13 protein-coding genes, 1 tRNA gene and 1 pseudogene are annotated in these 18,097 nt (G+C 43.1%); 11 read left to right on the top strand and 4 right to left on the bottom strand.

Annotated elements, in window-relative coordinates; genetic code table 11:
* Positions 1 to 94: 94 nt before the first annotated feature.
* Positions 95 to 1,270 (bottom strand): MalY/PatB family protein, encoded by a 1,176-nt coding sequence (locus tag K6T22_RS09650; RefSeq protein ID WP_238236719.1) that lies wholly within the window; start codon positions 1,268 to 1,270, stop codon positions 95 to 97.
* Between the two features lie 439 nt (positions 1,271 to 1,709).
* On the opposite strand from K6T22_RS09650, the gene K6T22_RS09645 reads away from it, so the two are divergent.
* From K6T22_RS09645 to K6T22_RS17340, 6 genes and pseudogenes are all read left to right on the top strand, one after another.
* Positions 1,710 to 1,780 (top strand) — tRNA-Thr (locus K6T22_RS09645).
* An 89-nt stretch (positions 1,781 to 1,869) separates the two neighbouring features.
* On the top strand, positions 1,870 to 2,757 hold the full coding sequence (locus K6T22_RS09640; protein WP_238236715.1) for a helix-turn-helix domain-containing protein: 888 nt from the start codon (positions 1,870 to 1,872) through the stop codon (positions 2,755 to 2,757).
* Positions 2,758 to 2,760: 3 nt separating this feature from the next.
* Positions 2,761 to 3,678: a helix-turn-helix domain-containing protein gene (locus tag K6T22_RS09635; protein WP_238236710.1), complete on the top strand. Its 918-nt coding sequence runs from the start codon at positions 2,761 to 2,763 to the stop codon at positions 3,676 to 3,678.
* A gap of 48 nt (positions 3,679 to 3,726) precedes the next feature.
* A complete protein-coding gene (locus K6T22_RS09630) occupies positions 3,727 to 4,608 on the top strand; it encodes a helix-turn-helix domain-containing protein (protein ID WP_238236707.1) in 882 nt (293 codons plus the stop codon).
* Between the two features lie 84 nt (positions 4,609 to 4,692).
* Positions 4,693 to 4,866 (top strand): annotated as a pseudogene (locus tag K6T22_RS17345) (helix-turn-helix domain-containing protein); the annotation flags it as partial.
* 82 nt (positions 4,867 to 4,948) lie between these two features.
* Complete coding sequence (locus K6T22_RS17340) at positions 4,949 to 5,074, top strand: hypothetical protein (RefSeq protein WP_425293137.1); 126 nt, start codon at positions 4,949 to 4,951, stop codon at positions 5,072 to 5,074.
* Between the two features lie 124 nt (positions 5,075 to 5,198).
* Here K6T22_RS17340 and K6T22_RS09620 read toward each other — a convergent pair whose 3' ends face one another.
* A complete protein-coding gene (locus K6T22_RS09620) occupies positions 5,199 to 5,828 on the bottom strand; it encodes an FMN-dependent NADH-azoreductase (RefSeq protein ID WP_238236692.1) in 630 nt (209 codons plus the stop codon).
* Between the two features lie 145 nt (positions 5,829 to 5,973).
* On the opposite strand from K6T22_RS09620, the gene K6T22_RS09615 reads away from it, so the two are divergent.
* Positions 5,974 to 7,815 (top strand): putative bifunctional diguanylate cyclase/phosphodiesterase, encoded by a 1,842-nt coding sequence (locus tag K6T22_RS09615; RefSeq protein ID WP_425293136.1) that lies wholly within the window; start codon positions 5,974 to 5,976, stop codon positions 7,813 to 7,815.
* A gap of 65 nt (positions 7,816 to 7,880) precedes the next feature.
* Here the strand turns inward: K6T22_RS09615 and K6T22_RS09610 are convergent, their stop codons facing one another.
* Together K6T22_RS09610 and K6T22_RS09605 are read right to left on the bottom strand one after the other, a co-directional pair.
* A complete protein-coding gene (locus K6T22_RS09610; RefSeq protein WP_214859890.1) occupies positions 7,881 to 8,558 on the bottom strand; it encodes an amino acid ABC transporter permease in 678 nt (225 codons plus the stop codon).
* A gap of 2 nt (positions 8,559 to 8,560) precedes the next feature.
* Positions 8,561 to 9,403 (bottom strand): transporter substrate-binding domain-containing protein, encoded by an 843-nt coding sequence (locus K6T22_RS09605; protein WP_238236685.1) that lies wholly within the window; start codon positions 9,401 to 9,403, stop codon positions 8,561 to 8,563.
* 295 nt (positions 9,404 to 9,698) lie between these two features.
* Between K6T22_RS09605 and gltB the strand changes: the two genes are divergently transcribed.
* The 4 genes from gltB (at position 9,699) to K6T22_RS09585 (ending at position 18,091) form a co-directional block, all read left to right on the top strand.
* A complete protein-coding gene (gene gltB, locus K6T22_RS09600; protein WP_238236682.1) occupies positions 9,699 to 14,171 on the top strand; it encodes a glutamate synthase large subunit in 4,473 nt (1,490 codons plus the stop codon).
* Complete coding sequence (locus K6T22_RS09595) at positions 14,168 to 15,634, top strand: glutamate synthase subunit beta (protein ID WP_238236680.1); 1,467 nt, start codon at positions 14,168 to 14,170, stop codon at positions 15,632 to 15,634. Before gltB ends, K6T22_RS09595 begins: the two co-directional genes overlap by 4 nt.
* Positions 15,635 to 15,792: 158 nt before the next feature.
* The gene (locus K6T22_RS09590; RefSeq protein ID WP_238236678.1) at positions 15,793 to 16,086 is read left to right on the top strand and encodes a PTS sugar transporter subunit IIB; all 294 of its coding nucleotides are present in this window, start codon (positions 15,793 to 15,795) and stop codon (positions 16,084 to 16,086) included.
* Complete coding sequence (locus K6T22_RS09585; protein WP_238236677.1) at positions 16,079 to 18,091, top strand: BglG family transcription antiterminator; 2,013 nt, start codon at positions 16,079 to 16,081, stop codon at positions 18,089 to 18,091. Before K6T22_RS09590 ends, K6T22_RS09585 begins: the two co-directional genes overlap by 8 nt.
* The last annotated feature ends 6 nt before the right edge of the window (positions 18,092 to 18,097 follow it).

Here is an 18,097-nt window from a genome sequence, read left to right as displayed (position 1 = left end):
TTTTAGTCCCTGTTAAAGTTCTACTACTCAAAACTTTCTGAATATTAAATCAAATTAAAAATGACCCTAAGAAATTAGGATCATTTATGTCATGTTAATTGGTCCGAAAACGTTGGTATGCGGTGCTTAAACGGTCTAATGCTTGATCTAATTGTGCACGAGGACATCCGATGTTCAAGCGTTCAAATGTTTCGCCACCTGATCCGAACGAAGAACCATGTGTTAGAGCGATTTTTGCTTCCTTGACAAGCCAATCTGCACGTGACTTACTGTCTAGTTTGAGTGCTTTGAAGTCAATCCATAACAGGAAGGTTGCTTCTGGAATGACGACGTCTAATTCTGGCATCTCTTGGCGAAGCCGACGGATCGCATGGTCACGATTTCCTTCTAAATAAACAAGCAATTGTGAGAGCCACTGTTCACTCATAGCATCACCATATGCTGCTGTGATAGCAGTTGAAGCCAATGCATTGGGATGAACGAAATGGCGTTGCTGGACTTTCTCAATCCTTTGACGAATTGAAAGATCGGGTACGATCAGATAAGAGGCATACAACCCAGGAATATTAAATGTTTTAGATGGAGCACTGACTAAAACCAGTTTTTCATAATCAAAGGCAAGTATAGGTGTATGCACGGAACCTTTATAAACAAGATCGGCATGAATTTCATCAGATACAAGATAAACGTCGTGTTGTTTTGCTAACTCCACGATTTGAGATAACTCTTCTTTCGAAAAGACTTTACCACTTGGATTGTGTGGACTACAGAGAATCATCATCTGTGCCGATTGCATTTGTTGCGCAAGGAGAGCAAAGTCAGTTCGATACGTTTCGCCTTCTAGAAGGAGCGGGTTTTCAACAATCTGTCTTTGATTGGACTCGATGATCTGGTGAAATGGAGGATAGACAGGTGTCTGGATGATGATTTGATCATCTGGTTCAGTCAAGGCAAGCAAAGTATGCGCAAGTCCAGGAACGACGCCGCTTGAGTAAAGAATCGATTCGGTTTTGACGGGAATATCATATCGTTTTTGAAACCAGTGCAGGATAGCTTGCTTTGCTTCATCTTCGAACATCGAATAGCCGAAATGGCCAGTAGCAGCACGTCTCGTTAATCGTTCTGTCAGATGATGTGGCGGACGGACATCCATATCCGCAACCCACATTGGAATCAGTTCATCTGATCCATAAAGCGAATGGAGTCCGTCCCATTTAACGGATCCCGTATTTCGTTTCTCAATTTGTTCATCGAAATTGGTATGTTCCATCAGACTTCACTTCCTGTTCTTTTTAAATTTTTCTACTCCATTTCACCATAGCGGATGAAGAGAGCGTCGGGCAAGTCGGAAAAATAAAGGTTTAACTTTTATTCGATAAGGAAATTACTAAATTCGAACCTACCATAACGGAACGGAGTGATGATCATGTTGCATTCTAAAGTAGTCGTCGGGCGATCGCCTGAAGAATTAGAGGAAAGACTAAACGAATTTTTTGAGAATAATGGTGTTGGGTCAAACGCCATCATCACATTAAAGTTTTCAACATTCGTCGCGTCTAAAGCGGATGAACATTATTCAGTTTTAGTCGTCTATGATAACTCGTTAACGAAAACCACACTGTAAAAAAGTGACAAGAAGTTGAGCGGTAAGCGTATCAACTTCTTGTTTTGTTTTTCTTCATAAGTTATACTAGAATCAGATTTTATAGGCTTCCGTAGGTTAATGGCAGACCTCAGCAATGGTAATGCTGCAGTGCGAGTTCGATTCTCGCCGGAAGCATACACGCGTCTTCCGTCTCAAGTGATATATACTTGAAACGGAAGACTTTTTTTGTGAGTTCGTTATTTTTGATTTGAGGAGTGACCCACATGCATCCAGTCATTCATTCCGTTGGCGATAAAATTAAGCAGGAAAGAAAAAAGCAGAGAATGACACAAAAAGATCTCTGTGAAGGAATTTGTAGTCAAGCTGAGATTAGTAAAATTGAAAACGGTCGGAATTCTCCGACGATCGATTTGCTCCAGCAGATTTGTCGAAGACTACGCATACCGATTTCATTGTTTTTTGAAGATGAAATTGTCTCACAAAAATTGAATGAGATTGATCAAAAAATGTTGCATCATATGAGAGAGAAAACTTACTCGGCTATGGAAAAGGATTTAGATAAATATGCGAAATCAAATACAGCGTTTGAAGTTCAAGTGTTAATTCGGTATCATCAAAAACTATTATTGCATGAAAAAGGAAACATCGATTTTAGAACTTGCATTTCTGCGCTATTAAAACTAGTAGCTGAAGAAAATTTAGTCGAAAAATCATTCCTTCTTTATACTAGAATTCAAATGGCAATCGCAGTTTTATATACGAATCATATGGATTACGCACGTTCTCACCAAATATACGAAGAATTATTGAAACTACCTTATCGAACGCGCGAGTATAAAAAAATTAAAATGAAAACAATGTATAACTATTTACGGAACATCTATAGATTAAAGCGATTCGAAGAAGGATTACAAAAAGTTGAACAAGTGATTGAAGAGGCTAAAGAACTACAAGACTTAACATATCTCGGACATTTTTATTATCAAAAAGGGTTCTTTTTAGAATCGTTAAATGCTTCGGAGAAAAGTATTAAGGAAGCCTATACAATTGCTTACTCGTTTTTCACTGCGACTAATAATCATGCATACCGAAAAATTCTTGAAACACATTTATCAGATCTGTTGCTATTTCCTATTGATGAAAGTGAGTGAAAAATGATGAAGATGAATGATTTGACTTCATCGATTGGTACAAAGATCAAACAACTACGCATTGAAAAGCAGATGACTCAAAAAGAACTATGTGAAGGTGTTTGTAGTCAAGCTGAAATTAGTAAAATTGAGAATAGTCTCAACTCACCAACTGTAGAATTATTACAGCAAATTGCCAAGCGACTAAATACGCCAATAGCGCTCTTGCTTGAAAATCCTCAATTGAAAGAAGAGATAGATTTTTTTGATAAGACAGTTTCAGATTTACTTCGAGAAAAAAAGTATGCTCAGGTCACTAAACTGCTCTCAAAGTATGACTATAATAATGAAAATTTAAACTTAATCATATTAAGCGCTTATTTTCAAATCATCGTGGACATGAAACAAGAACGATTTGATTTTCGGACTGCTGCTTCTTTATTAAGTAACATCATTCAAGAGTACGATGTTTGGAACGAATCCATCTCTTTATTCATTCGGATTAAAACAGCAATTGCTAATTTATATGCTGAGCATGAGTTGTATCATTTTACAACCAGTATTTATTTAGAAATCGAAACGTTATTAGAGAAACTCGAAAGTTCGACATATGTAATTTCATTAATAAAGGTTTATTTTAACCATGCTCAAATTCTTTTATATCAAGATTTATTTGAAGAAGCGATTGTGTTTATTCAAAAAGGAATCAACTTATGCTTAAACTCTCAACAAACCTTTCTTTTAGGACATTTATATTTTCAACTAGGTAACTATCAAGAAGCCGTCGGAAACGCCTTATTTCAAAAAACGTATACAGTTGCCTATACATTGTTGCATGCATTTGAGTTTCAAACGACGAAACAATTGGTTGTTGACTTAAAGCGAAAATATTTGTTATTTACTTTTGATTCTACTGAATCTACTAATGCATTTAAAGAGTGATACAAAACATACGATGACGTTTTAAGGTGTTTGGAGGGTTTGATAAGGATGGTTACTTCTAATCCGATTGGAGAAAACGTAAGACGATTTCGGGTTCAAAAAGGATACTCTCAAAAAGAACTATGTGCCGATTTATGTAGTCAGGCAGAAATCAGTAAAATCGAAAATGGCTTAAATTCACCGACTGTTAATTTGTTGCAGCAACTGGCTACAAGGTTACAAGTTCCTATTTCTTTATTGTTTCAAGAACATACAGATGAAGAGCAGTTCTTTCAGCTTGATCGATTCTTATCCGATTTGCTTCGTGAAGAGAAATATGAAGAGGCAATGAAACGTATTAATCAGATAGAAGTGAATGAAATCATCGAAGTAGACATTTTAAAGAGTTATATTAGGACAATCATTGATTTAAAACAAAAACGGATTGATTTTCGAACAGCTGCCAGTTTGCTCAGTCATCTTCTAATCGAAAAAGAAGTGTGGTCGCATTCCATTCAATTATTTATTCGCATCAAAATGGCGATTGCTAATATGTATTCAGAAGAAGATCAGTTTCATTTAACTGAATCTGTTTATCAAGAGCTAGAAACAGAAATTGAACTTCTGCAATCATTGACACATCTAAATTCTTTGTTGAAAATTTATTTCAATCATTGTCAGATTCTTGAGTACCAAGGGAAGTCTGAGGAGAGTATCGTCATCGCGAAGAAAGGGTACGAATTATGTCTGGAGCAAAATCATACATTTCTATTCGGGCATTTTTATTATCAACTTGCCCACTATGATGAGTTATCAGGTAAAGACGTTACGTCTCTTAAAAAGCAATATTCAGTCGCCTATACATTATTTCATGCGTTTGAACATGATGTTCGGAAAAAAATGATCTTTCGTATGAAGGAAAACTTTTTATTATTTACATTTGACAACTAAAGAATATGATTTTAGGGCCTTCTTGTTGATCAAGAAGGTTTTTTCATGATAATACAATTGAATTGATGAATTGAGGTGAATAAGATGAAGCGCGAATATGTCATTGGAGAAAAGTTGAAGTTTTTTCGACAATTGAATGGCTTATCGCAAAAAGAGATGAGTACAGGAATTTGTAGTCAAGCTGAAATCAGTAAAGTCGAAAATGGGAAGAACTCACCTACTATTGACTTGCTACAACAAGTTGCAAAACGATTAAAAGTTCCGTTATCGATGCTGTTTCAAGATCATCTTCGAAAAGGTTCGAATCAAGATTCTCTACAATTATGGACAAAAGCTGTCGATGCAAAAAAAATACCTTGCCGGTCTAGAAATCACCGAACAAGGTATTCAAGAAAGCTTACAGATTGAAGATGGTCATTTTTTAGGTCATTTTTACTATCAAAGAGGGTACTTTACAAAAAAATGAATGGTGAACTTTCTACTATTCAGCGTGATTTTACGATGGCTTATTCCTTGTTTCATGCGTTTGATATGCCACTTCATGAGCAACTTCTTCTTGAAGAACACGCGCAGTATATACTGTTTCGTGCTTAAAACGATTGACCGAATTGTCGACACTCCTCAAGTGCTCGGTCAATGAGTTCTGTTGCACGTTCAGGATATTGTTGATGTCCTTCTAATATGACAGTCGATACATCATTAATTCCGAAGAATGCTAATAAGTCTAGCATATAGCGCACAGCATGTTCGCTTGACGCTTTTTCTTTAGTTGAATAATCACCGCCACGTGAGTGAATCAATAACACTTTTTTGTCTTCTACTAAACCGATTGATCCCTCAGCTGTATAACGGAACGTCTGCCCAGCTTGAGCGAGATAATCCATATAATTGTGAAGCGGTGCCGGAACCGTTAAGTTCCACATCGGAAATGAAAAGACGACCTTATCGGCATCTAAGAATCCAGTTAGGTATTCTTGAAGTCGTTGCGCATGTGTCGCATCCTCCCCGGTTAATTCTTCTCCTTTAAAAAGACGACCTGCTGCGCTGGCAAGTTTCAAATCAAAGAAGGGAAGGCGTTCCTCAAATAAATTTAAAACCGTGATCTTGTCATCAGGATGAGTTTCACGATAAGCATTCAAGAAGGCATCGTTTAATTCAGAACTAATGCCTTTTTTTTGATGCGTACTATCGTTGGCTTCGATGAATAGTAAGTGTGACATCTTAATCGCTCCTTTCTATGTCTTTCTATTCCCGTTCTGCGCAAAATCATGACTTCCCATTATTTTATTATTTTTAGAAAATTAAGGTTTTAATTTGGTTCCGATAAGGAAAATAAACGTCAGGAACCAGAAAGAGGGGATGGCGGTGAATACACAGCGACGTTCTTCCAATAGTCTGCAATATCATCGAGAAATTCGAGCAAATTACCAGTTGTTCGGGATGATCATTTTTGTATTGACGAGTTGTGGTGCCGTTTTATATATTGTGGCAAACGTCTTCAGTCGCTCTGGTTTGGATGGAGACGATTGGATACGTGCGATCGTCATTGCGAGTGCCGGCGTACTGCAATATTTTATCGGTAAAAGTACGTTGTCGGATCGGTTGAAGCCACATATGATGTCGATTGTTTTTTTATTGATTCCATATATTTATTATCCGTTCATTGATCGAGGTGGTCAGTCTGTTTGGGCATGCGCGCTACTTTTTATTTTAGCGTCTCTCGTTGTCATCAATCGAACGATGCTGTTGTACGCTACGAGCATTACCACGATTTCTCTGCTGTATATTTGGTATCAAACACCCTCACTCGAAAACGTTACGATGTTTGCATCCGATCACATCGCGCGAATCGGACTCATCTTGATTGCGACAATCATTAGTTTGTTGATTCATAATCAGTACGTCACTCGTCTTGAACGAAATATCGATTACTTAGCCCGTTTACAAGAACAAGCCTTTACGGATCCCGTGACAGGATTATCAAACCGTTCTTCTTTTGTCATCGAAGTGGATAAACAAAAACAAGAAGATGATTTGATTTGTCTGATTGATCTCGATGATTTTAAGACGGTTAATGATGCATTCGGTTATCGAACAGGTGACCGTACCTTACACATCATTGGTCGTCGATTGATGAACCGTTTTCCGGATTGTACGATTGCGAAAGCGAGTGGAAGCGCCTTTTTGCTCCATGCACCAAAGCATTACGATGCTCGAACCCTTTGTGACGATATTTTATCAAGCGTTTCGGAACGTGTCCAAATTGATTTTAAACAAATTAATGTCACCGCAAGCATCGGTGTTTCATATATGAATGACGCAACGACGGACCATGTCATCAATGATGCTGAAATTGCCTTGTTCACGGCTAAATCAAATCGGAAAAATACTTATGCGATTACCGATTTGGCGACTCAAAATGAACGGAAACGAGCGCTTCAGTTAACGCGTGATTTATATGATGCAGAATTAGATCGTGATTTCTTTATTTTATTTCAGCCACAAGTCAATTCAAAAACGCGCCAGATTACCGGAGTAGAAGCTTTAATTCGGTGGAATCACCCGGAATATGGTCTTGTTCCTCCAACTGAGTTCATCCCGCTCGCCGAACGGACTCGTTTCATTGAGACACTAGGAGGTTGGGTCATGCGTCAAGCATGTTTTCAAGGAAAAGCATGGTTGGAAGAGGGCAAAGAACCTATAACGATTTCAGTGAATGTCTCGCCATGGGAATTACGCCAACTAGATTTTACGGATCGTGTATTAGCGATCCTTAAACAGTCAGGCTTTCCTCCGTCATTACTCGAAATCGAGATGACGGAGCATATTTTCGTTGAAGGTACGGATCAAATCATCGAGACGCTGAATGCGTTACATTTATATGGTATTCGGATTGCGCTTGATGACTTTGGAACGGGCTTCTCATCTATGCAATCTTTAGTGGAATTGCCATTTGATCAGTTAAAGATTCCAAAAGAAATCGTTCAAGAAGCGATCCACTCTGAAAAGAAGCGAGCGATGATTGAAACGATCATTCAATTAGGGAAACGATTAGATATGACAATCGTAGCCGAAGGTATTGAATTAAAAGAAGAGGCAGCGTTGCTTGAACGTTTAGGATGTCATACATTGCAAGGGTATCTCTTTCATCGACCGTTACAACCGCGTCAATTAGAAAATTTTTTAACGATGTATCGGGAAGGATAATGATGTATTGAAAAAAATGCAAACAGGCGATGGACGTGGTCCACCGCCTGTTTGCATGAGACGTATCATAAATACCGGGCAAAACGGCGTTCGAGTATCTCTTGGATGACTGCGATACAGGAACAAATGCCCCAATAGATAAAAGCAACGACAAAATAAACAGTCATGTAGTCGAATTCTCGTCCACCAACAATTTTTGCCTTTTGGAAAATCTCAGGGACAGTGATCATAGCAGCAAGCGATGAGGCTTTGACAAGATCAAGCAAGACATTTGACAGTGGTGGGATGGCAATACGAATCGCTTGCGGCAAAATGATCCCAACAAACGTCCGGTACCTGGATAAACCAAGTGACGCTGCAGCCTCTTCCTGACCACGATCAATCGATAGTAACGAAGAACGAATGATCTCTGCCATGTACGCCGCACTATTCAAACTAAAACCAGTAATCGCAGCCGTCAACGCGTCAAGTTGAATATTGATGACCGGAAGTCCGAAATACAACATGAACAGCAAAACGAGAATCGGTACACCACGCATGAAAGAGATGTAAGCACTGGCTCCAATGCGTAATAGTCGAAGATGGGACAGACGACAGAGGGCAAGAATCAACCCAATTCCAAGTCCGATGGCCATGCTGAGCAAGGAGATCCATAGTGTCTGTCCGAGTCCACTTAAAATGTAAGGAAACGATTCGACTGCTAATTCCGGATTGAAGACGGACCGCCAATCAATCGATGACATCGTCAGTTCACATCGACAATCGTCGTTTTGACGTCAGGCATTTGGGATACATCTTTTCCTGCGTAGAATTGCTTCGAAATGTCTTTCAAAGTGCCATCTTCCTTCATTTTGTCGAGTTGTTCGTTAATATTGGATTGGAGTTCTTTATTATCCAAATCCATGATCAAACCGACTTGACTTGGATTATAAGCAATATCAGGATGGATCGTAATATCGAAGTCCTTGAAGAAATCGACAGCGAGCGTTTGCAAGTAATAGTCATTTAAGATGACGTCTGTACGACCATTCGAGACATCCCGTAAATATTGATCGTTCGTCGCATTATCGTATGTGACTTCTTTCGCGCCATATTTTTTAGCGATTTGCATATACGTCGTTGTAGCTTCGCCGGCAGCTTTTTTGCCTTTTAAGTCTTCGAGAGACTTGATTCCAGACAAATCACTTTTTCGAACGATTGCCGTTCCATACGTGTATTTATATGGTTTTGAGAAAGCGAACTTTTCTTTACGGTCATCTGTGATCGTAATATCGTTAGCGGCAAGGTCTACTTGACCTGTATTGACGCTAGTTAACATGCCATCAAATGACATCTCTTTGAATTTTACTTTTAAATCAAGACGTTTTGCGACTTCTTTGACGACTTCGACGTCAAAGCCCGTCAATTCATTACTTTTCTCATCATGATAAGATGTCGGGTATAGTGTGCCAGCAGTTGCAACGACGATCGTTCCTTCTTTTTGAATCTTGTCATATGCGGTTGCTTTTTCTTCCTGCTGACCGCACGCGCTTAATAGGATCGAGCTTCCTGCAATCAAGAGACCCGTAAGTTGCATTGTTTTTTTCATCGTATTATTCCTCTCTCTGTTTCCATGATCAGTAACTCTGTTCATAGATAAAAATACCACGGAATCACATGTTCGGGCAAAGTAATACGTGCAGGAAGTGTAGAATTCGAAAAAAAAAAATAATGAATGAATATCCACATATATGTAAGCGTTAACAATGTTGATATTTGGTAATTCTACTCTGTGGTAGTGACGAATGGTTCTGATTATGCATAGTAGCGAATAAACATAAAAAGGTGTAAAGTATAATTTAACTGAATATACAGAAAATTAAGAAGGCAAGGAGAGTGCTACTATGACATTTCATCAATACCCTGAACAGCAGGGATTATACGACCCTCGTATGGAACATGATGCGTGCGGGATCGGCGTTTACGCACATCAAACAGGACGAGCGAGTCATGAAATCGTTGAGAACGCATTGGCCATGCTTTGTCAAATGGAGCACCGTGGTGGGCAAGGGAGCGATGCGAAGACTGGAGATGGAGCAGGAATTTTGACGCAATTACCGGATCGACTATTTCGTGAGACGGTTCGTCAGATTACGTTCCCGAAAAAAGGAGATTATGGTGTATTCATGATGTTCTTACCACGAGAAGAACGGGAACGCCAACGACTTGAACGTACTTTAGAGTCCATCATTTTGACGGAAGGACAGGACGTTTTAGGATGGCGAACCGTACCTGTTCAGTCCGAAGTGCTTGGGTCTGGTGCCCGTAGAACGGAGCCGGTCATTCGCCAATGTTTCATTGGTGCGCAAGCGATGGAAGGATTGACATTCGAACGGACGCTCTTTTTAATTCGACGGGCGTTTGAACGTGAGTCAGAGCAACTCGGGCTAGAGCAATACGTTTTGAGTAGTTCGAGTGAAACGATCGTTTACAAAGGACTCGTGACGACGGATCAACTCCGTGCGTATTTCGATGATTTACGAGATGAACGCTATCAGTCAGGATTCGGGATCGTACATTCGCGTTTCAGTACGAATACGTTTCCTAGTTGGAAACGCGCCCATCCAAACCGTTATCTGATCCATAACGGTGAAATCAATACGTTACAAGGTAACATCCGAGCGATGCGTGGACGGGAACATCGTCTTGCTGAGACGACTTATGGTAATCGGGCAGAGGAAGTCTTACCAATTCTAGACGAGACGGGCAGTGATTCTTCTATGCTTGATAATGCCTTTGAATTTCTGCATTTATCGGGATTATCACTTGCTGAAACGGCATTGATGCTCGTACCCGAACCATTTGAACATAGCGAGATTCGACCAGCGAAGCGCGCATACTATGAGTACCATAGCAGCATGATGGAACCGTGGGATGGGCCGTCTGCAATCGTCTTTACGAATGGAAAACAGATTGGAGCGACACTCGACCGGAACGGGTTGCGCCCAGCGCGGTATGTCCAGTTACGGGACGGTCACTTCATGCTGTCTTCAGAGGCTGGGGTCTTACCGCTTCGTGAACAAGATATTCTTTACAAAAAACGGTTAGCTCCAGGCGAACTCCTTTTACTCGATTTTGCATCTGGTCAGTTGATTGCAGATGAAGAAATCAAGCGGGAACTGGCGACACGTCACCCGTACGCGGAGTGGCTTGCGCAAGAAGTCGTCACTCTTTCGAGTAATGACTTTAAAGAAACAATCGTTGATCTTGGCACAAAACAGCGTCATTTCGGTTACACGCGTGAAGATATTGATCAATACTTGATTCCGCTTGTCGAAGAACAAAAGGATCCGCTAGGTGCGATGGGAACAGATATCCCATTAGCTGTTTTAAGTGAACGCCCTCAATCCTTATTCCGCTATTTCAAGCAGTTGTTTGCACAAGTGACGAATCCACCGATCGACGCATTACGAGAAGACATCGTCACCTCGACGCTGACATGGCTTGGTCGCCAAGGCGAATTACTGACACCTAATCGAACGAACTGTCGTCGTGTTCGTTTAGAAACACCGATTCTACGTCCAGACGAAGCGCATGCCTTAAAACAATGCGGACTCAAGCAGAAAACGATCTCGACGACGTTCACGAACTCGCTTGAAGAAGCGCTCGACATGGTCGTCGATGAGGCTGTGACTGCGGCACGAAGTGGTTATGAATTACTGACGTTATCAGATCGTCTCGTCCGACCAGGAACCTTACCGATGCCAATTCTATTAGCGGTGAGCGCGATTCATCATGCTTTGATTCGGAAGGGATTACGAACGAATCTCAGCTTGATCATCGAAGGTGGAGAAGTACGTGAAGTTCACCATGTGGCGACATTGATTGGATACGGCGCTGATGCGATCTATCCGTATCTTGCGTATGCGACGATTGATGATGCCATCGGGAATCGACTCCCAGATGTAAATAAACGTTACCAAAAAGCTGTCACGGAAGGCGTCGTTAAAGTCATGTCGAAGATGGGCATTTCGACGGTCTTTAGTTATCGAGGAGCACAAATTTTTGAAGCAGTCGGAATTGATCGCACGGTCATCGAGCAGCACTTCACAGGTACGGTGTCCCAACTGAGTGGCATGACAATTGATTTGATGGAAGAAGAAGTCCGCCGGGCGCAACAGATCGCTGACGAACGGATTCATCTAGAGTCAGGGAGTGTCTTCCGGTATCGTCAAGCCGGGGAACACCATGCTTTTAATCCGGCAACGATTCATCTATTACAGCATGCCTGTCGAACGAATGATTACCGTCTCTATCAAAAGTATTCACAACGAATCGCGGAAGAACCGGCAACGGTTCTGCGTCACCTGTTGACGTTCAAGGAGACGACGGCAATTTCGATTGATGAAGTTGAGCCTGTCAGCGAAATCGTTAAGTATTTTAAGACGGGTGCGATGTCATATGGCTCACTCTCAAAAGAAGCGCACGAGACGCTTGCGATCGCGATGAACCGTTTAGGAGGTAAGAGCAATAGCGGTGAAGGCGGCGAAGAAGAGGAACGGTACGAACGGGATGAGAATGGCGACTTCCGAATGAGTCGAATCAAGCAGATTGCATCTGGTCGTTTCGGGGTGACAAGTCATTACCTCGTTCATGCGGATGAATTACAAATCAAGGTGGCACAGGGGGCAAAACCTGGAGAAGGCGGACAATTACCAGGTGAAAAAGTCTATCCGTGGATTGCGCGTGTACGTGCATCAACACCTGGTGTTGGATTGATTTCTCCACCACCCCATCATGATATCTATTCGATTGAAGATTTGGCGCAGTTGATCCATGACTTGAAACGCGCAAATGATCAAGCTCGGATTAGCGTCAAACTTGTCGCAAAAGGTGGCGTTGGTACGATTGCGGCTGGAGTAGCGAAGGGACTTGCCGATGTCATCGTTATCAGTGGTCATGACGGCGGAACAGGTGCTTCTCCAAAAACGAGCATTCAACACGCCGGTCTACCTTGGGAACTAGGACTTGCAGAGACGCATCAAACGTTGACATTAAACGGCTTACGAGAACGTGTCGTACTCGAGACGGACGGAAAACTGTTAACCGGCCGTGATGTCATCTTAGCCGCGATGTTAGGCGCGAACGAATATGGCTTTGCGACAGCACCGCTCATTGCCGTCGGATGTATCATGATGCGTGCCTGCCATCTTGATACATGTCCGGTTGGTGTTGCGACACAAGATCCAGAGCTCCGAAAGAAATTCACGGGATCTGCCGATGACGTCGTCCATTTCATGACGTTCATTGCCGAGGAAGTGCGCGAACATTTAGCGAAGCTTGGTGTGCGTCGTCTGCAGGACCTTGTCGGACGGACGGATTTACTGCAACCATCGGAACGACAACGGACGCACTGGAAAGCGAAGAGTCTCGATTTCTCACGCCTTCTCGTCCATGTCTCACATGGTCCGGCAGAACAACAACAGCATCATGTCGATCGTTCCTTCGACGCGCGTGAAGTTGCTCCTTATTTAGAAGCAGCAGATTTTACTCATCAACAGACGATTCGATTAACTGTTCAAAATACGGATCGTGCGATTGGAACACAAACAGGTGCGATGCTGACCCGACGCTTTGGGGCGCTCGGTCTGCCGACGGATCGTCTGAAACTCGAATTGACTGGTTCTGCCGGTCAGAGTCTAGCGGCGTATCTACCGCGTGGAATGACGATTGATGTCACGGGAGAAGCGAACGATTACGTCGGAAAAGGATTGTCTGGTGGGATCGTAGCCGTTCATCCTTCGCGTTTGATTCCATTCGTCTCGTCCGATCAGTCGATTATCGGGAACGTTGCGCTCTACGGGGCGACAAGTGGTGAGCTCTATGTCAATGGACAGGCGGGTGAGCGCTTTGCTGTACGAAACAGTGGAGCCGTTGCCGTCGTCGAAGGGATCGGAAATCACGGTCTTGAGTATATGACAGGCGGATCGGTCGTTGTTCTTGGAGATGTTGGGAAAAACTTCGCAGCCGGGATGTCCGGTGGCGTCGCGTATGTGTTGCCGCGTAATCCTGAACAATTTTTACAACGTGTCAACCGTGAACTCGTTACGACGGGACCTGTTACGAATGTTGAAGAGATTGCACGATTGAAGACGTTCATTGAGCGTCATGTCGCACGGACTGGAAGTGAACAAGGCGATGCGATTCTTGCAAACTGGGATCATGTCATCCATTCGTTCATCCGTGTCATCCCATCGACTTATGAAAAAGTCACGACGCTGATGGCAGACTTTGCACAACAGGGACACAATACCGAAGAAGCGATGTTGCTCGCATTCGAGACACATTTAGGGCGAAGAACAGGAGGGGTACGATGAAACGACGCGATCAATTCATGACAGTCGCCCGTTCAAGCGGGACTGAACGACAACCAAGCGAACGGATCGGTGATTTTAACGAATATAAAACCGCTTTGACAGAAGCGGAAGCAAGTCAACAAGCAAGTCGTTGTATGGACTGCGGTACCCCGTTTTGTCATGTCGGGGAAGTGTTTGATCAAGTGAAGATCGGGTGTCCGGTTTACAACTTGATTCCAGAGTGGAACTTACTTGTTGAAGAAGGACGTTTTCAGGAAGCGCTCGATCGATTGCTCGAGACGAACAATTTTCCGGAGTTCACGGGTCGCGTCTGCCCGGCTCCGTGTGAAGGATCGTGTACGTTATCAATTCATGAGCCGGCAGTTGCGATCAAAGATATCGAACGAACAATCATCGACATCGGCTTTGAAAAAGGATGGGTCGTGCCTCGAATCCCAACGGTTCGTTCGACACGTTCGATTGCCATCGTCGGATCTGGTCCTGCCGGTCTTGCGGCTGCCGACCAATTAAATCAAGCCGGTCACCAGGTCACGGTCTTTGAACGGGAAGATCGTGTTGGTGGACTCTTGACGTACGGTATACCAGCGATGAAACTTGATAAGGAAGTCGTCCAGCGTCGTGTCGATTTACTTGAAGCAGAAGGAATCAACTTCCGGACGAACGTCACGATTGGTTCCGACATCACACTCGAGACTCTTGAAGCAGAGTATGACGCGGTCATCTTGTGCGTCGGTGCGACGGAACCCCGTAAATTAACAGAGGCGCCAACGCGTGGTGTAGGTTATGCGATGGATTATCTGACCGGAGTGACGCGTCACGTGCTCTCGCAAGAACCATTATCTCCTAATCACGATGCAAAAGATAAAGATATTCTCGTCATTGGTGGCGGCGATACAGGAGCGGACTGTGTGGCAACTGCGCTTCGCCAACGCTGTCGCTCCGTCGTCCAATTCGGTAAACATGAACAACCGGGCACGACACGTGCAACAGGAAACATGTGGCCGGATACACCGTTACTCTACTCCATTGATTATGGCTATGCGGAAGCATTGCAACAGTTCGGACGGGATCCGCGTGAATACTTGATTGCTATCAAACGTTTTACGACAAGTGAATCTGGACAAGTCACCGGTGTTTGGACGATTCAGACGACGAAAACAACAAATGAATCAGGTGAAGTGATCTTTGAGGAAATCGAAGGGAGCGACCGGTACTTCCCCGTCGATCAAGTCTGGATTGCGATTGGGTTCAGTGGTGTCGAAGAGAATGTACTTGAACATTTAGCGGTCGCATCGGAACGCGGGAAAATTAAGACGACGCGTTACGCGACGAACCGTCCAGGCGTATTTGCTGCAGGTGATGCAAGACGGGGGCAATCACTCATCGTTTGGGCGATTCGCGAGGGACGTGAAGTCGCAGAAGCCGTCGGACAGTATTTAAGAACAATGCAACAAACTGGTTGAATTATACAGTCTGGATTTTCTGGTAGCTTCAGAAATCCAGGCTTTTTTGTATTTGTCTAACTTAAGTGTCAATTCAAAAATAACTATTGACGTCGTTTAGGAATGAAACACCGAAAATATTTCTGTTATTCTTATAAAATGAAGAGGAGGAGTGACAGATGGATTCAGAAATCATCTATTTCGTATGCGAGAGTGGTATGGCGAGTAGTATCATGGGGGCTACGATTTTGAGAAAGCGCTTACGTGAACGTGGTATCTCAGCGTACGTCAAAACATGTCGAATCAATGAACTCCCTGACCAGGCATGTTTCATTGTCGGAGAAACACAGCTAATTCATCGTCACGTCTGGAAAGTCCAATGTCACGTCCATCCAGTTGACCGAATTCTTGATCCGGTTGCATACGATGTCGTCCTCGAATCTTGGCAGAAAAGAGTGAGGCAAAATGACTGAGTTCACACCACGAGAACACGATATCTTATTTTTCCTACTGACACGTGAGGAACCCGTTCAAATACAAGAAATTGCTGAAACCCTTGAAACCTCGGAACGTACGATTCAGCGGGAACGGGATCGTCTTGTTCAGTCTTTAGAAGGGCATGACTTACGTCTGACATACGTCCGTGGCAGAGGATTGTTGATTGAGGGAACGGATGAAGCGAAACACGAATTGCGTGAACAATTATTGTTGTCACATAAACAATTACCGACTGCCGAGGATCGACAAGTCGAACTGGCATATCGTTTACTGCAAGAGAACGAAATGGTCAAATTACAAGCAATTGCACATGCGATGTATGTAGCACCGAGTACGGTCAGTCAAGATTTGGAGCGAATCGATGATTGGTTTCTCCAATACAATCTTGAAATCAAGCGTAAAAAAGGAATTGGTGCAGAAGTCATTGGCGAAGAGATCAATAAACGCCGTTTGTTGATTTCTTTAATCTTTACACAATGGGATGTTCTCGCTTTTTATCGGTTATTACAAGGAGACATTGATCAGTTACCTCATTTATTACGAATGAATCGAACTTCTTGGCTCGAGATGATCAATCAGGCGTACGCAGTTATCGCACCGTTGACAGAAGAGGGACGATTGAATGACCGACAAATCATGCGTGCGACACTCAGCTTAGCCTTACAAGCGCTGCGCAAAGATCAGTTTCCGATGACTTACGAACTAAAGGCGTATCCGGTCGAGATTCTCAATTGGGTCGAACGGGTCGAACAGCGATTGCCGGACCCGTTGTCGATCGCTGAACGTCAATGGTTATCGGAAGAGTTACGAACGTTCTTTCAATCGGATGAGGGCGATACAGAAGAACTCGTTACCCGACTGCGTGTCAAACGGTTGATTGAGCAAGTATCTCTTTTGTACGGAACGAACTTTACGAAGGATCAGGCGTTAGAGCGGGGACTTGTTTCGCATATTCAATCCTATACACGTCAAAACAGCGTGAATCCATCGTATGTCATTAAACAAATCGAACGGGAATATCCCCGTTTGTTTGATGCGGTCAAGCAGGCAGCGCTATCGATTTTCACAGACGTTACATTCGAAGACGTGGATTTAGCATTTTGGGTCATGCACTTCGGTGCCGTGCTGAGTAAACCAACACCTAAACTACCTTATCGTGTTCTTGTCGTCTGCTCTGCTGGACTCGGTTCTTCAAAGTTATTGATGAATCGCTTGCGTCAAGAATTCACTGAACTTGAGCATATCGATAATTCATCCTTATTTGGGATTGAACGCTTACCGATTGAATCGTATGACTTCGTCTTATCGACCGTACCGTTACCCGATATCCGTCCACCACACCTACTCGTCAACCCACTGCTTCCGCAAGACGAGGTCGAGCGGATTCGCAAGCTGATTCTCGCTTTACCGAAATCTTTTCAACCAGCACCACGACAGACGAAATCGGAATGGCTCGATCTTGAACAGCTGCAACGTCTCGTTACGTCAGCGATTCAAGTGACGAACGGCTTCAAGATGGACCGCTTGGAACGTGTCGGCGAAGGGATTGAATCGTTATTGTTTGAAATCAGTACGCGTATGGTCGAGCAAGGGATAGCGAAGTCTGCTGTAGCCCTATCTACACAATTGTTACGCCGTCATGAGATGTCGGGTCTTGGTATTCCAGGTACTCGGCTGGCCTTATTCCATGGTCGAGATGCGACAATCCAACAGGGCGGCTTTCTGATCTTTGAACTGCCTGAGCCCATCGATTTACTTGGGATGGATCAACAGTTGCAATCCGTCGAACGGCTGCTCGTTCTCGTCGCACCGGAAGAGACATCAAACGAGTTGCTCGAATTACTTAGTTCGATCAGTGCTGCAATCATTGAAAGTCCCGAGCAAATGGATCAATTCGAATTTGGTGAAGAACCAATGATTCGCTCACTTCTGAATCAAACGTTTCGAACCGTCATCGATCAAGTTCTTGGTCATGCTTAACATACA

Source organism: Exiguobacterium acetylicum (assembly GCF_022170825.1).
GTDB lineage: Bacteria > Bacillota > Bacilli > Exiguobacteriales > Exiguobacteriaceae > Exiguobacterium_A > Exiguobacterium_A acetylicum_B.
This window is presented reverse-complemented; position numbering and strand designations above follow the sequence as displayed.

Coding starts and splice junctions, on each gene's coding strand:
- K6T22_RS09650 (WP_238236719.1), bottom strand. CDS start 1,270: ATGGAACATACCAATTTCGATGAACAAATTGAGAAACGAAATACGGGA.
- K6T22_RS09640 (WP_238236715.1), top strand. CDS start 1,870: ATGCATCCAGTCATTCATTCCGTTGGCGATAAAATTAAGCAGGAAAGA.
- K6T22_RS09635 (WP_238236710.1), top strand. CDS start 2,761: ATGATGAAGATGAATGATTTGACTTCATCGATTGGTACAAAGATCAAA.
- K6T22_RS09630 (WP_238236707.1), top strand. CDS start 3,727: ATGGTTACTTCTAATCCGATTGGAGAAAACGTAAGACGATTTCGGGTT.
- K6T22_RS17340 (WP_425293137.1), top strand. CDS start 4,949: ATGCAAAAAAAATACCTTGCCGGTCTAGAAATCACCGAACAAGGTATT.
- K6T22_RS09620 (WP_238236692.1), bottom strand. CDS start 5,828: ATGTCACACTTACTATTCATCGAAGCCAACGATAGTACGCATCAAAAA.
- K6T22_RS09610 (WP_214859890.1), bottom strand. CDS start 8,558: ATGTCATCGATTGATTGGCGGTCCGTCTTCAATCCGGAATTAGCAGTC.
- K6T22_RS09605 (WP_238236685.1), bottom strand. CDS start 9,403: ATGAAAAAAACAATGCAACTTACGGGTCTCTTGATTGCAGGAAGCTCG.
- gltB (WP_238236682.1), top strand. CDS start 9,699: ATGACATTTCATCAATACCCTGAACAGCAGGGATTATACGACCCTCGT.
- K6T22_RS09595 (WP_238236680.1), top strand. CDS start 14,168: ATGAAACGACGCGATCAATTCATGACAGTCGCCCGTTCAAGCGGGACT.
- K6T22_RS09590 (WP_238236678.1), top strand. CDS start 15,793: ATGGATTCAGAAATCATCTATTTCGTATGCGAGAGTGGTATGGCGAGT.
- K6T22_RS09585 (WP_238236677.1), top strand. CDS start 16,079: ATGACTGAGTTCACACCACGAGAACACGATATCTTATTTTTCCTACTG.